This is a genomic window from Marinicella litoralis, from assembly GCF_002591915.1.
GTDB lineage: Bacteria > Pseudomonadota > Gammaproteobacteria > Xanthomonadales > Marinicellaceae > Marinicella > Marinicella litoralis.
In genome coordinates, this window is the sequence record NZ_NIHB01000001.1 from 385,624 (window position 1) to 401,184 (window position 15,561).

Consider the following 15,561-nt stretch of genomic DNA (forward strand, 5'->3'; position numbering starts at 1 on the left):
ACCAGTCTTAACATGATACTTCATTTATCCAATGCGCATGCACATTAATTGATAAACTAAAATCGCAACGACAAACAGCTCAATCCACCGTCCAATTTTTGAAATTCTGAAACATCAACAGGCAGCACATCAAACCCAGCTTGACGCAGTTTCTTTTGTGTTTTAGCAAAGCCAGCTGGCATGATTACGGTGCCATTGACCCAGATACAATTGGCAGCATAACTTTCATCAGGATCCACCGCCAAAACATTGAATTTTTCAAAAGCCGCATGCTGTAAAAACGCCCCACTGGCCACCAAGTGATTGTTTTCGAGGTAACTCAATCCGGTTTTCAGATGCAACATTTCTGACATCGCTACACAGGATCCACTCATGCCATGGGATTCAAGTATGGCAATCAGTTGATTGGCGCCGTTTGAATTGCTGCGGTCTGACAAACCGATGAAAAAATGATTGTTCACCATCATTACATCACCACCATCCAAGGTGCCGGGAGGTTGGATGCGTTCCACTTTGGGGTAAAACGCTTTAACGGCCTTTTCTATCGCGTCAGTTTCTCCCTTCCGACTGGAGGCCCCTGGGTTGGTGATGATGGCACAAGCTTTGGTAAGAATGGCAGGGTCTTCAACAAAACAAGAATCAGGAAAATTTTCATCTGCGGGCAAAACAGTGACCGCAACACCGCATTGTTTTAATGCTTGTATGTAATTTTGATGTTGTTGTAGCGCCAATGCATAATGAGGAGCACCTAATTGGGCTTCAGTGATGCCATTGATCATGGCATGGCAAGGGGTTTTGACAATGGCGTGTTTGAACATGGCAGCTGTGATGGGCTTGGTTAATTTAAAGAGTATATTGTTGAACGAATGGGATTGAATTACAATCTTTGAATCTCAATCACCAGGATGCAAAATGAGCCAAACTGCAAAAATCAACTATTTAGAGCTGCCGGCCAAAGACCTGACCACCACCAAAACGTTCTTCACCACAGTTTTTGATTGGCAGTTTACTGATTATGGTCCTGAATATTGTGCCTTCAATGAATCGGCAGGCTTAGCGGGTGGCTTTTATTTGTCTGGGCAAAACGCACGCGTTGAATCGGGCAGTGTGCTGGTGGTATTTTACAGTGATGATTTGCTTGATACCCAAACCAAAGTGGAACAAGCGGGTGGTCAAATCAACCAGGCAGTGTTTGCCTTTCCTGGTGGCAGGCGTTTTCATTTTTTAGACCCCAATGGCAATGAGTTTGCAGTGTGGTCAGAATAACATGGCGTTTATTGATAAAACATTGCTTGGTCAAAAGGTTCGACTGGAACCAATTGAAGAAAGGCATTTGCTTGGTTTGAGTTTGGCCATTGAAGATGGCAAGTTGTGGCAACTGATGGTTACCAGTGTGCCACACCCTGATCAGTTGTCCACTTTTTTAGCTCAAGCACAACGTGAGTTACAAGGCGGGCTTTCTCAAACCTATGTCATCATTAATCCAGCCAATGAGCAAGTGGTTGGTTCAACGCGATTTTTGAATACCAGTTGGCAACATGCCCGCACTGAAATTGGCTTTACCTTTATTGCCAAAAGCAGTCAGCGGACTGCCATTAACACCGCGGCCAAATTTTTGTTGTTAAGCCATGCTTTTGAAGATTTGGGTTTTAATCGAGTGGGATTTGTTACTGACTATTTAAATCAACCCTCTCGCACGGCCATTTTACGCTTGGGGGCCAAACAGGAAGGCATTTTACGCAATCACATGGTGATGACTGATGGCAGAATCAGGGACTCGGTGTTTTTCAGTGTTGCCATTCACGAGTGGCCTGGAATCAAAAAATTCCTGTTGGAGAAGTTAGGTGGTGAGGTATGAAAACAATGAATGACAGCACCTTGCAATACCGGGCAGCCACAACCAAAGATTTACCGACTTTGGTTGCCATGTTGGCTGATGATGCTTTGGGTGCGTTGAGAGAAAATCCAGCCTTGCCATTGTCAAAAGAATACCTGATGGCTTTTGCGTCTATTGATGAGGATCCAAACAATGAACTGATTGTGGTTGAACTGGAAGCACAAATCATTGGCATGTTACAGCTGACATTCATTCCTTATTTAACCCATCAAGGTACTTGGCGGTGTTTGATAGAAGGGGTGCGGATTCATCGCCAACATCGAGGTCAGGGAGTGGGCCAAGCTTTATTCCAGTGGGCGATCGATCGAGCCAAACACCGGGGATGTCAGTTGGCGCAATTGACTTCAGATAAACAAAGGCCAGATGCAATCAGGTTCTATGAATCTTTGGGGTTTGTGGCCAGCCATGAAGGATTTAAGTTAAAACTCAATTGATTGCAACGGAATGAATTGACTGAAACATTGGAAATAATGATTGATGTATTCAGCGTTATCAATTGGTTTAAATACAAAACTGTGTTATTTTAATACTGGTTCAAAAAGCCAGCATCTGCGGTTTTTTGATATAAAAAAATTTTAGGAGGATTGAATTATGACATTAGAAGGTTTGTTGATTGTATTGTTGATTGGTGCCATCGCAGGTTGGATTGCGGGTGTTTTGGTTAAAGGTTTCGGTTTTGGTCTTTTGGCCAACATCGTCATTGGTATCATTGGCGCATTTGTAGGTGGTTACATATTCAGTGCGTTGGGTATATCTGTGGCTTCAGGTATCTTGGGCAGTATTATAGTTGCGACCATTGGCGCGGTGGTGTTGTTGCTGATCATAGGTGTGATCAGAAAAGCCACCAAATAGTACTGAGTCATTAATACACAGTAAAACCCAGCTTGATGCTGGGTTTTTTTTGACAAAGATGGCAGCCAGTTTACTGTGCTTTGATCGGCATTAAAAATCATATCATTGACGTTTTGCTTTGGCCGGTCGACCCAGTAAAAATCCCTGTATATACTGACACCCCAGTTCAGCAAGACATGCCATCTGTTGTTGGGTTTCAACCCCTTCTGCTATCACTTCTAAATTCAGTTCCTTGGCCATCAACACCATGACTTTGACCAATGAAATATCGGTTTTAGAATGGGGTAATTCTTTAACAAAACTCCGGTCAATTTTTAAGGCATTGAATTGGATTTTTTTCAATTGTGACAGGTTTGAATAACCAGTGCCAAAATCATCGACAAAAAATCGAATGCCTTGCAATTCATCTTGTTGGATCAATTGTGTGATGTATTCATTCATCTTAACCATTACATTTTCTGTGACTTCTATGGCCAATTGTTTGGGGTCCATTGAGGTGTGTTTGAGCTGTTTGATTAAATAAGACTTGAACGAAGGATGCATCAATTGTTTGGGTGACACATTGATGGAAACGTATTCACCCTTTTGACATTGTTGTTCAATGAATTGGACAGCGTGATCTATCACCAACTCTCCCAATGGTAAAATCAAATCAGATTCTTCTGCAATCGCAATGAATTCAGTGGGGCTGACTGAGCCAAAGATTTTATCGTTCCAGCGAGCCAAGGCTTCGTAACCAATGATTGATTGGTCTTGCGCCTTGAAAATGGGCTGGAAATGAACTTCCAATTCTTTTGACTTGATGGCATCTCGCAAATAAACATCCATTTCTAACTTGCGTTTGATGGTCATGGTGTAGGCTTCTTGGTAAAATTGATGCCCACCGCGATTGTTCTTTTTGGCCACATACATGGCTGCATCTGCATGTTGCGCTAAAGTAATCACATCAGACCCATCTTCTGGGTAACTGGCGATGCCAATGCTGGCATTGATGAACACACGGTGTTGATTCGAATCGAACGGTTCTTTTAATATGCGAATGATGTTTTTGGTTATACTTTCAATTTCGGCTTTGTCTTGATAACTCACCAACAACATGAATTCATCGCCACCAACGCGTGCCACTTCACCCCGTTCTTTGATGACTTTGACCAAGCGATTGCCAACGGCTTTGATCAAAGCATCTCCAACGGGGTGGCCGTAGCTTTCGTTGATGAATTTGAAATCATCCAAATCAAGAAAGACCATGGCAAATTTACCGCCCGAACTGTCGGCACGCTGGATGTAGCTCAATGCCGCTTCGGTTAAGGCCGATTTATTCATTAACTCAGTGACTGGGTCGAAATTCGCCATCCACAGTAACTTCTCATTGACGTTGGCCAATTCATGGGTCCTGTCTGCCAAAATCAGTTTGAGTTTTTCATTGGCATCGTTGAGCTGTAACTCATAATGTTTCAACTCTGTGATGTCAGTGATCACACCACACAAAACACTGCCTAAATTATCATCTTGGAACACCATTTTTCTGACTTGTAAAGTGAGGTTAACCCCATCACTGGTGGTGAAAGCTTCCTGATTAACGATGGCTTCATGGGAAGCAAAAGCCTCTTCATCTTTGAGCCGACACACTTCAGCCGCTTCGTGATTTAACAAATGGTAATCTATCTGCCCTAACAATTCACCACGTTTTCTTTCCATCAACTCACAAAAAGCATCATTAACCAACAACAGGCGGTGTTTTTTGTCTTTGACAAAAACCGGAGTGGGTAATGAATTGATGATGCTTTCGAATAAAGCGGCTATTTTCAAGCCCTGTTGTAGTAGATCAGCCATATCAGAACCTGGGAAGCTTTTGTTTGACCAAACGCTCAGCACGTGCAAAATCAACCTGCGCCAAATCATCAATCCCTTCGCTCAATTCAGTCAAAATTTTGGCTTGAATTTTGCCACGCGCAAATGCCAGTGCATAAGGTATCAAGTGAAACATCACCATTGAGTAGCGAGGAATGAAATATTCAGAGAGGCGTTTCTCCAATTCAAAAGCAATGGCTTTTTTCAAATGAAATTTGGGGTCATTCACGGTAGAACGCATCTCCACATAATTTTCTAAAGCCATGTCTGCGATGGCGTTGCTGTTGTTCATGCGGCTTTCCACAAAAGCAGGCATGGCCTGCTGCCAATTATCTTTGTAGGTATCCAAGGCTTGGTCCATGGCCACACAATCCTCAAATCCTGCATTCATGCCCTGGCCATGAAACGGCACGATGGCATGGGCAGCATCCCCTGTCAGCACGGCGTTTTTATATTGCCAATCATCACAGCGAATGGTGCCAAGATAGCCAGTTGGGTTGTTGAAAAAATCAGTTTCCAAATCTGGAATCAAACCTTTGGCATCCGCAAAATACTGGTCAAAAACGGTGTGCAAAGTCTCGACATCAGTGATGGATGCAAAGCTGACTGGACCTTCGTTGGGCATAAACAAGGTTAAGGTGAAACTGGCATCTGGGTTCGGCAAGCCAATCATCATGTAATCACCGCGCGGCCAGATATGTAATGCTTCTTTTTCCATCAGAAACTCGCCGTTGGGACCTGCTGGAATGTTCAATTCTTTGTACGAGTGATCCAACAGCTCAGCTGAAAACGTTGTTTCTTTGATCGCTTGCATCGAGGTCCTGACCTGACTGCCTCCTCCGTCAGCACCGATCAAATAATCATAATCAATGGTGGTGGTTGTTTGCTTCAGTTTGTTGCTAATTTCACATTGGTTGAGGTCAAAATTAATTGACAGACATTCATGTTTGAAAAAGAACTCGACCTGGCCAGTGGCTTCTGCTGCATCACGTAAGAGGCTGACCAAACCAGCTCTGGAGACCGAATAAATCACTTCTTCTGGTTTTTGTCCATAACTTTGTAATTTCAGCTGTCCTTGTTCATCGTGCAACATGCGGCCTTGCATTGGAATCAACAAGGGTTTGACTTGATTCATTAAGCCCAAACGATCCAAGGCATCAATGCCTCGGTTGGCAAGTGCCAAATTGATCGACCTGCCTGCAGAGATGGCTTCTTTTCTGATGTCAGGCAGTTGTTCATAAACTGAAACTTGGTAGCCGCGTCTGGCCAGATAAATGGCATGCATGGAGCCTACCAATCCAGCCCCCATAATTACAATGTGCTTGGGGCGGTTGTTTGCGGGTTGACTCACAGTGCAGCCTCCAAAATATCAACAAAGTGAATACAATCTGCAAATGAGTTGTACAAGGGTGTCGGTGCCACACGAATGACATTGGGTTCGCGCCAATCACAGGTAACGCCGGCGGCTTCAATGGCATCAAAAACGGCTTTGCCATGTTTGTCTTCACTGTTGATACAAATCGACAGTTGACTGCCACTTAAAGCTTCATCAGGGGTAATGATGTCGACTTGATTGGCCAAGCGATTTTGTAGTAAAAAACGTAAATAAGCGGTTAATTGCTTCGATTTGTTGCGAAGTGTGGATATTCCGCCTGCTTGTTTAATGGTGTCTAAAGAGGCTCGAATCGCTGCCAATGATAGAATGGGCGGGTTAGATAATTGCCAGCCTTCGGCCGATTGGATGGGCATAAATTGGTTTTCCATTTTGAAACGGGTGGATTTGTCATGCCCCCACCAACCTGCAAAACGTGGTAAATCTGGGTTGTCATGGTGCTTTTCATGGACAAAACAACCGGCCACTGAACCTGGGCCTGAGTTTAAATATTTGTAGGTACACCAAGCCGCAAAATCAACCCCCCAATCATGCAGCTGCATTTCAATGTTACCGGCTGCGTGGGCCAAATCAAAACCAACCACAATGTCATGGTGTTGGGCGGCATCTGTGATGGCCTGCATATCGAACACTTGTCCAGTGTAGTATTGAACGCCAGGTAGCATAATCAAAGCCAGTTCATCGGCATGTTCATCAATGGTCGCCAGTATGTCATCCAATTGTAAACAGGTTTCACCTTCACGTGGTTTCAGTAAAACCATGGCATCAGCTGGATCATGACCATGAAATTTTACTTGTGATTCAACCGCATAATGATCCGAAGGAAAGGCGTGGTCTTCTATCAGCACTTTGTATTTTTTATTGCTTGGGCGATAAAAGCTGACCATTAAAAAATGTAAATTGGCGGTCAAAGAGTTCATACAAACCACTTCAGAAGCTTTGGCGCCGACCAGTTTGGCAGATTCTTCAGCTAAAAATTCATGGTATGGCATCCATGGAAACTCACAATCAAAGTGGCCTTTGACCCCCAGTTTTTGCCATTTATTTAATTCATCATTCAGGTATTGTGAAGTCAGTTTTGGCTGTAAACCCAAGGAGTTACCACAAAAGTAAATTTCATCTTGTTCAGTGCCTTTTATTTTTGGAATGTGAAATTCGCCTCGCATATTTGACAATGGATCCTGTTGGTCCAATTGCTGGGCGAACTCTAAATTGTCTTCAAATACCATGTCTGTCAGATTCATCGAAAACGAATTATTATAAAGCAATCGAGCCGCAAAATGCAGGCAAGCCAACTAAGCCTCTTCTTTTCTTACATGCTTGGTCTGTTAAATATGTGTTTGGGTGCTTATTTTATTTAGTTTCCACCTCTTTAGCTGCTTGTTTTTTGCGGTTAAATTTTGGCCACCAATCTTCTTTGTTTAAACTTAAGAATAAACACTTGAGCCAATTAATCACAGCAAAGCTGATCCAAATTGACCACAAGAGGATCAACAATTTATACCACCACAGGTGAACACTCAGTAAGGTGATGTTTGGCAATACATCAAGTCCCGAATCCAGATACCAGTACAATGTGGATGAAGAGGCGTTTTGTCCTGCGACACCCATATCAGGATATGACAGCAAGCCATAGGCCACTGTGGCGATCAAAACACCAATGGTGCCGATGGTGAAAAACACACTGAACCATTGCAACAGAATGCGCTTGGCTCTTGAATCGAAGCCATTGAAATCTTGTTTCCAACCAACAAAAAATAGCCAACTGGCCACCACCGAAAAAGCCAGCCAAGAGAACGTTCCAAAGGCACAACCCAGTACCAACCATTGCCAAAACTTCAAAGGAGAATACTTGATGCGTGCCAAGAAGAAGGCCAGGACCGCAAACACCAATAATTCGCCCCAATACAGAAAGGCCGGGCCAACGCCTGCTGAATGACCCCATAGCAACCAACGATCACGCGGTACCTGTATGGTTTGGCTTAAATTACTGAAATGGCTGTTCAGGTTGATGCTGGGCGTATGGTGCAAACTGCCTAATTCTTGGTTCACATGCCATTCAATACTGACCCGATGTGCGCCGGGTAAATAACTCACTGCAACCACGCCGTCTTCATTGATTAAATTAGATTCAATGCCATCAAAAGTCACTTTTTTAACTTGAGCTTCAGGGTCCAGATTAATATCAAAGTGCCCGCCTTGAGTGGCACGGTACCTGATGTTGGTTTCCACTTTGGTGGTTCTTTTGCCCAGAGTATAGACGTTGCTGCTTGAATCAATGGACAGCACATCGCCAGCGACCGCCTTGGGTCTGGTGATGTCCAGCTCTAAGGTCTCACCTGGTCTGGGCATATAGACGTGAACGAAATAATCATCGGCATCATCAACCATGTTTTCCGAAGCCACCAATGGTACACCTGCTATGTTGACATGCCATTGTGGGGAGGTAATCACTTCCCAGGTTTCAATGTATTGTTCACTTTCACTGGCAATGAGTTGTAAATGAGGCACCCGCTCCAAACGTGAGCGCCAGTAAAATTCGAACTGATTGGGCCCCATGCTGACCATCACCGCGCCATGGTCGTCCAACTGCACTTTTTCAGTTGGAAATTCTTGGTTCACCAAGGGCACGGTGACATTAATGACCCCTTGTTGGGGCGCCACTCGGCTCACCTGGGTTTGTATGTACCATTGGTCATCAAAAGTAAGGCTGCGTTTGACTTTGACAAATGGTTTGATGTCAGTGGCATTGGCTTGTTCATTGGACTCTGCTTGGATGGTGGCAATCAATTGTAAAGTGTCACTGCTGAGTTGTTGTCCATCCAGTCCAGCAAATTGCCAATTTTCAGATTGTACTTTGACCTGCCCTGGTTTAAGTGGAAAGCGCACTGATATGCTGTTGCGATTGGCCAGAACACCGGTTATCAGCACGTCATGAATACCCGCTTGTAACGACAACCAGTGTTTGTCCTGGAATTTCAGTCGACTGGATACGGCCAATTGATTGACCTTAACGGAGGTCAGGTACCAATCGGGTGAATCGGGCAGAGGCACCAGCACATCATCTAAGACGTGATACCGCAGGTTCATTTCAAGTTGTTGATCCACCGCTTGGGCTTGAACTGATTCTATGGCCGCACAATGGGGGGCGCAAACAGAGGGCTGATACATGCGGTTTTTCAACTGCTCTAATAAATGCTCTGGCGGAAAGTTGTCAGCCAGCAGTGGGCTAGCAAACAGCAGCAACAGCATTGAGCCAAGTGCTGCTTTGGGTGTTGTTTTGTTTGATTTGAATGACACGCGCATTTTCTGCAATAAAGCCAATAACCAATAGACCGAGGATAAGATCAACAACAACCGCCAAACCACGCGCATTGCGGGGCTGAGTAAAACCAATTGATAGCTCTGGTCGGCAGTGATCGGTCCGTCCCAAAATAAACTGACTGAATTGTATTGCCATTCAGGCGTGCCTTTGCCTGCTTGCAAGACTGCATCGGCCTGGTATCGATTCAGTGTATCTGCCCTTTTGATTCTCGACCCAGTCACCGTGATTTTACCCTGTTCTTCGATCATGTCGGCTTGAATCGCGTTTTGGGTGTTGTAAGCTTGGGTGTACACTTGACTCAAGTCTTTGGCTTTTTTCACCGAGGAAGCAGGTGTTGGTGCAAAACTGGATGGTGATGGAAGGCTTCTTTCCAATTGTGGGTGGATCATTAATCTGGCTTGGGTGACCCAATGGGGCAACAAGACCGACAACAACCCCAATACACTGAGCAATGCATACACTTGGAATAAACCCAGCCACCGACCTTTGGGCAACCAAGCTATGATGGCAATGGCCACAATTAAATTGGCCCAGGCATACAACGGCATATTCAAACCATGATAACCCAAGACCAGCGTGACAAATGCGGCCAAGGCCGATTTGATGCCAATCACTTTGAAACTCAAAACCGTCAGTAACATGACCACGAAAATATCCCACAATCGCCATTTTTCAATCCATACATTGCGACTGTGATCGACATTGTGGGTGGCCAAAGCCATGTAACCATGAGGTAAATACAATTCAGTTCGGACTGAATCAAAATTGACTTGCCAACCACTGATTTGAGATAAAAATTCTTTGCTGAATTCGCCGTCTACCTGGAGGTCGATTTCAGGCTTGCGCAATTCCACACCTTGGTGCCCAGTATCAGATTCAGTAATCAATAATGTTTCATTGTGACTGCTGGCGCTCAATAAGCGGTGGTTGTCATCGGCATTCAAACGCCAACTGCCAAATTTCCCTCCAGTGATGTTGTCTTTGGTGCGATACACATCGCCAGAAAATGACAGCCAAGCACGTCGGTTTAGGCTCAATTGTTCACTTTGGTTTAAAGTGCCTCTTTTTTGTTCAATGATTTTGAAGGTATCACCCTCATTGACCAAATAATTGGGAACCTGGTTCCACAATGAGGAAGATTGTTCCGGATTGATTGCGGTGACCCCTTCAATTTGGGTCAATCGGATGTTTTTATTGTCTTGATAGGCCCAAATTTCTTGTTTAGGCCAATGTTCCCCATCTGCTTTAAACTCAAGTTCATCAGGCCAGCCATTGACATTCATGCTGATGCGTACTTCGCTGTACCCCGGCTTGAGTTGTACCCAGAGTTCACCTTGTTGGTCAACATAGGCATTCAAGTCTCCAGCAACATCGGTAATTTGCAAGTAGGGCAACATAATCCGCCCTAAATTTTCACTGCGTGCGACACCAGAAACGCGCAGATCTATGGCCATAAATAAAGTCATGGGGTGGCCATCAATGATCAGTCGGTTGACTTCAATGTCCAAATTGTTCGCTTCAACTTGTTGTTCGTTGAATGCTTCACCCAACCACAAAGCATTGTTCTCACGCACTGGGAATTTAACTGAAACACCATCCAAAGTCAGGCTGATGTCAGACAACTCTGCCGGAATATTGATTTTTTCAGGACGGGTTTGCCAACTGAATTGTCCGCTGACTTGATGCAACCCAACCGTGAGCCACAACCGTGGTTCTTGATTGTGCTTTTGGATGGCAGCGGGTTGTTGATTCAACAACACCTGTTGTGGCCAGGATGCTTGGTCACCAGGCAAAGGAATCCAACTGTCTGCAAGCACCTCCCAGGTCATTGAAAAAGCAGCCTGATTTGAATCCACATTGAACTTCAGGGTTTGTGGCCAGGCACAGACATGGTTGTTCTTGATGCCAGATTTTTGATTTGAAAAATAGGGGCAATCACGAAAAGCTTGGTCATGTTTTACCCAATCCTGCCATTGAGCCAACTCTGGCGGAACCTCCGCAGCGGTTGATTGAAAACCCAACATCAACTGTAATAACAACCCAATCAACAAAAACATGTCTTTCATAAAATCACCTTAACTATCAGATTATTTGTGGCCTTTGAACAATCATGATAACCATCATTGGATTGAAATACCATTAAATCGATGTTTCACCTCTCGCCATCATCACTGCAAGGGTGTATTCCAGAGATGTATGGAACAATCTCTCAGGGCACCTTTTGAACAACGGCTTGAGATTTGATGAAATAATCAATGCCTCAAATTCCTAAACAAGTTAAAATCCACCACTCAATCCCGCGCCCATAGCTCAGCTGGATAGCGTAGGCTTTAGAGGTTCGTTTGCCTTCTTTGTTGCGGAGCAACAAAACCGGCTGCACTCACAAATGGGTTGATAAAATAAAAACCGGTTGGTCGGGAGTTCGATTGAATTGTTGGGAAAAATTCAACCCGTTGGCTTGCCAACGACCCCGCAGGGGCGAAGTGCAAGGGTTGTTAGCTACCGCATCCTGCTCTCGCTAATCACTAACATCCATATAAGCGCGAAGTAATCTCTCTGGGCAAATTCCTGATAAGGGGTTCTTTAAGAGATATCAAACATTCCACTTGTACTCATTTAATAACCCGTTAAAATACATCACTCCAATGCGCCCATAGCTCAGCTGGATAGAGTAGGCTTTAGTGGTTCGTTTGCCTTCTTTGTTGCGGAGCAACAAAACCGGCTGCACTCACAAATGGGTTGATAAAATAAAAACCGGTTGGTCGTGAGTTCGATTGAATTGTCGGGAACAAATCAACCCGTTGGCTCGCCAACGACCCCGCAGGGGCGAAGTGCAAGGATGCACGAAGTAATCTCTCTGGGCAAACTCCTGATAAGGGGTTCTTTAAGAGATATCAAACATTCCACTTGTACTCATTTAATAACCCGTTAAAATACATCACTCCAATGCGCCCATAGCTCAGCTGGATAGAGTAACCGGCTTCGAACCGGTTGGTCGGGAGTTCGAATCTCTCTGGGCGCGCCAAATACAAAAAGTCATCCTCGGATGGCTTTTTTTATTTCTCTTGCACAGAGAATGAAAGCTTCCTTAGTTCGACTAAAATGACAGGATCATTTTAGCCCGTTGGCCTGCCAACGACCCCGCAGGGGTGGAATACATGGATGTATGGAACAACCTCTCTAGTCGCGCCACCTCATCTGTCTAAGCTAAAGTGTTCTGAGGGTTGTCCATTAAACTGGACCATTGTGATCAATAGACAGGGGCTTTGATGACAACCAAAGCGTTATTTCTATTCAGATAGGGTACTAATTGGCTGATTGATTTAAATAGGGCATTAATTGGCTGCCCGTGATTTGGTGTTGATCCACCAAGCACATGCGGATGCTGTTTGAGATGGTAATCCTGGCACAACAATATATGTCGTCGCTTGAAATATAGGCTTCAAAAGCATGCTCATTAAAACTGGAATCGTGCAACAAGTCTTTAGGGATCCATACCACTTGGTCGGTACCACACAGTTTGAACAAATAATCATCCAAACATTCTCCCAGCCATTGGTCTTTGCATAAAGTGACTGTATAGGGTTTTTTGCAATCCATTATGGGTGTGATATTTTGTATGACTGTCATTTTTAAGTTCCTTTGAAAAGTCACTGGCCCAATACATGATTGGGCCAGTGTGGTCTTTTTTTATTGTAGTAAAGCCGATAAATAAACGGTGCTGCCTTGTTTGATTTCAATCAATTGATTCAATGGATCAAAATCTAACAGCAATTTTCCGGGTTCTACAGGGTCTCTGAATTCAAGTTCTGTTTCATCAGTGTTGACATCAAATGAGGTGATGACTTGTCCACCAACCACCAATTGATAAGTGCCCAATGTCAGGTCTTCAACTTCAACTTTAAAGTCTCTGCGGTCAGTACGTACTTCGTAGTCCACTGAACCGCTGGCATCAGCATCTACACCGGTATTGGTAAAATCAACATCTATCTCTATTTGCTGGTTATTTCCACCACCGCCACCAGTGTCACCACCATTGTTTCCACCGCCTGGTGTTTCGGGAAAGTTAACAGTGAAAAGAAGGTCTGATCCCTGGGTCACAGTCAACAAAGCACCCAGTGGATTGAAGTCGAGTAATTCTTTACCTGCTTCAATGGGATTACGAAATTCAAGTTCGCCTTCTGCACCCGTTGGGGTTTGGACCACTTCAACCACACCTTGAATGACGCCATCAACGTTAAAATCATAAAAGCCCAAAGGGACGTCTTCGAGTTCTATTTGAAAATCAACTCGATCGGCACGTTGTTTGAGTTCTGCTTTCGCTTGGCCCAATGGAATGATGCCAGTGTTGGTCATGTATATTTCTGTTTCACTGTCACCAAAAGGTGGTGCATTCTGACTGCTGTTGCCTCCATTGTTACCGCCTGAGGTACTGCCTTCTGATGTGAGGTAAACCAAACCATTTTGGGTGATGTCAATGATTTGATTATGTGGGTTGAAATCCAATAATAATTTACCAGGTTCTACGGGGTCTCTGAACTCTATTTCACCTTCTGTGGATCCACCTGTTAGGGTAACGACTTCAATGTCACCTTTGAATTCGTCACCGACAAACAACTGATAAATGCCCACAGGTAAGTCTTCAATTTCAACGGAATAATCTATTCGATCAGTGCGTTGTTCATATTTGGTCTTGCCATTGGCATCTGCATCTAAACCAGTCGATAACAAAGGAGTGATGATCTCTGTTTCTGTGATGGTGTCACCCAGCTCATCAAACCATCCACCGGTACAGTTGAGGTTATTAATGATTGTATTTCTGGTTACTGGCATAGAACCTGCATTGAAACCAGAAGCCGTTGGGTTCCAACTGACTGTGCCATTGTTGCAGTCTGTGAAGTTGAATTGAACTTCGCCCCATGGGGTGTTAGATATGTTGTTGGGATCATGTAAATCACCAAATTGACCACCTTCTGGAACAATCATTTGGAAATTGATGGATTGACCTGTGATCTCACCCACGCCAATTAACCAATATTGATTCCCATCGGTATCAAAAGTAAACCAAGTGGTCAGTGCCATCTTCTGGTTATTGCTTTTAATGATTTCCAGTAAAAAACCTTGGCCGTTTTTCGCTGGGTCATACCAGCCGCCTGTAAAGCTTTTGGTGATAATTAAGTTATTGGCCTGAACCCATGAGGTGGCCATCATTATTAATATATAGATAAATGCTTTTGTTGTTTTCATTTGAGCCTCGCTTCCAAAAAATCTGGATTATTGATTAAAATTTGTTTGATTTGTATTTTATAATCCAAATTATAGCATGAAATCAAGTTTTATTTGATTTATTTGTATTTTATATTGCAATTAAGGCTTTTTTTTGATAATCTGGTCTCAAATAGAGAGGATTTGGCGTTATGACTAATCAATTAAACAATGTAATAAGACAAATGTTGATTCAAATATTCAGGCCGTTGGTCAGAATCATGTTAAGGATGAATGTGCCATTCAATGAAGTCAGTGAAGTATTAAAATGGACCTATGTGGATGTGGCTGATACACACTTTGGTATCAATGGCAAAAAACCGACCAAATCAAGAATATCGGTAATCACTGGCCTGGCCCGTGCACAAGTTGATAAACAAATGAAATTGGATTTATTTGAAGCTGAAAACAGTCAATACAATTGGAACAGGGGTGTAAGGGTGCTAACTGGGTGGGTAGAAGACAAAGATTATGTTGATCAATATGGCAAACCCAAAATCATTCCAATTGAATCTGATCAAAGCCCAGATTTCAAAACTTTGGTGGAGCGTTATTCTGGCGGCACCACATACCGTTCTATTTTAGACGACCTTTTACAATCCGACTCTGTGGTTGTTAAAGACGGCCGTGTTGAATTGCTTAAGCCTTTTTACTTAACTGTTAACGATCCCAATGACTTACAGAAAATTAATTTTTTGGGAGTCTCAACCCAGTATTTAATTGAAACCATTGACCACAACATTGATCCGAACAGACCCAACCCAAGGTTCCAAAGAATCGTTTTTCACGAACACCTGCCTCAATCACTGATTAATATTGCTGAATCATATGTCAGAGAAAAGAGTCAAAAATTAGCCAATGAAGTGGATGAATACTTAGAGCATTTGATTCAACACTCCAATCACACCGAACATGAAAAATTAATTCCTTATGTTGGTTTGGGCTTGTATTTTTACAAAGCTGGCGATGAATAATATT

At 43.6% G+C, this 15,561-nt stretch carries 12 protein-coding genes and 1 tRNA gene; 6 read left to right on the plus strand and 7 right to left on the minus strand.

Features of this window, described 5'->3' with window-relative positions; all coding sequences use genetic code 11:
* Positions 1-56: 56 nt before the first annotated feature.
* Complete coding sequence (locus tag CCS90_RS01720) at positions 57-818, minus strand: dimethylarginine dimethylaminohydrolase family protein (RefSeq protein ID WP_099017782.1); 762 nt, start codon at positions 816-818, stop codon at positions 57-59.
* 94 nt (positions 819-912) lie between these two features.
* Between CCS90_RS01720 and CCS90_RS01725 the strand changes: the two genes are divergently transcribed.
* From CCS90_RS01725 to CCS90_RS01740, 4 genes are all read left to right on the plus strand, one after another.
* The gene (locus CCS90_RS01725; protein ID WP_099017783.1) at positions 913-1,266 is read left to right on the plus strand and encodes a VOC family protein; all 354 of its coding nucleotides are present in this window, start codon (positions 913-915) and stop codon (positions 1,264-1,266) included.
* Between the two features lies 1 nt (position 1,267).
* A complete protein-coding gene (locus tag CCS90_RS01730) occupies positions 1,268-1,858 on the plus strand; it encodes a GNAT family N-acetyltransferase (protein WP_099017784.1) in 591 nt (196 codons plus the stop codon).
* Positions 1,855-2,331: a GNAT family N-acetyltransferase gene (locus tag CCS90_RS01735; protein ID WP_246026984.1), complete on the plus strand. Its 477-nt coding sequence runs from the start codon at positions 1,855-1,857 to the stop codon at positions 2,329-2,331. Before CCS90_RS01730 ends, CCS90_RS01735 begins: the two co-directional genes overlap by 4 nt.
* 157 nt (positions 2,332-2,488) lie before the next feature.
* Positions 2,489-2,749, plus strand: a complete 261-nt coding sequence (locus CCS90_RS01740; protein WP_099017785.1) for a GlsB/YeaQ/YmgE family stress response membrane protein — start codon at positions 2,489-2,491, stop codon at positions 2,747-2,749.
* Positions 2,750-2,851: 102 nt separating this feature from the next.
* On the opposite strand, the gene CCS90_RS01745 is transcribed toward CCS90_RS01740, so the two are convergent.
* The 4 genes from CCS90_RS01745 to CCS90_RS01760 all read right to left on the minus strand — a co-directional run bounded on the left by CCS90_RS01745 (position 2,852) and on the right by CCS90_RS01760 (position 11,384).
* Positions 2,852-4,582 carry a sensor domain-containing protein gene (locus CCS90_RS01745; RefSeq protein WP_162846730.1) on the minus strand — a complete coding sequence of 577 codons (1,731 nt, stop codon included), beginning with the start codon at positions 4,580-4,582 and terminating at the stop codon, positions 2,852-2,854.
* A 1-nt stretch (position 4,583) separates the two neighbouring features.
* Complete coding sequence (locus tag CCS90_RS01750) at positions 4,584-5,951, minus strand: FAD-dependent oxidoreductase (protein ID WP_246026983.1); 1,368 nt, start codon at positions 5,949-5,951, stop codon at positions 4,584-4,586.
* Positions 5,948-7,237 carry a kynureninase gene (gene kynU / locus CCS90_RS01755; protein ID WP_211336958.1) on the minus strand — a complete coding sequence of 430 codons (1,290 nt, stop codon included), beginning with the start codon at positions 7,235-7,237 and terminating at the stop codon, positions 5,948-5,950. Before kynU ends, CCS90_RS01750 begins: the two co-directional genes overlap by 4 nt.
* Before the next feature lie 109 nt (positions 7,238-7,346).
* Positions 7,347-11,384, minus strand: coding sequence for an oligosaccharide repeat unit polymerase (locus CCS90_RS01760; protein ID WP_099017787.1), 4,038 nt, complete (start codon positions 11,382-11,384; stop codon positions 7,347-7,349).
* Positions 11,385-12,266: 882 nt separating this feature from the next.
* On the opposite strand from CCS90_RS01760, the gene CCS90_RS01765 reads away from it, so the two are divergent.
* Positions 12,267-12,343: transfer RNA gene (locus CCS90_RS01765), tRNA-Arg, on the plus strand.
* Positions 12,344-12,624: 281 nt separating this feature from the next.
* On the opposite strand, the gene CCS90_RS01770 is transcribed toward CCS90_RS01765, so the two are convergent.
* Entirely contained in the window at positions 12,625-12,948 is a 324-nt protein-coding gene (locus CCS90_RS01770; protein WP_099017788.1) for a hypothetical protein, read from the minus strand.
* A gap of 60 nt (positions 12,949-13,008) precedes the next feature.
* Positions 13,009-14,565 (minus strand): hypothetical protein, encoded by a 1,557-nt coding sequence (locus CCS90_RS01775; RefSeq protein ID WP_133566427.1) that lies wholly within the window; start codon positions 14,563-14,565, stop codon positions 13,009-13,011.
* A gap of 170 nt (positions 14,566-14,735) precedes the next feature.
* Here CCS90_RS01775 and CCS90_RS01780 point away from each other — a divergent pair, with 170 nt between their 5' ends.
* On the plus strand, positions 14,736-15,557 hold the full coding sequence (locus tag CCS90_RS01780) for a DUF6502 family protein (RefSeq protein WP_099017790.1): 822 nt from the start codon (positions 14,736-14,738) through the stop codon (positions 15,555-15,557).
* Positions 15,558-15,561 lie beyond the last annotated feature (4 nt).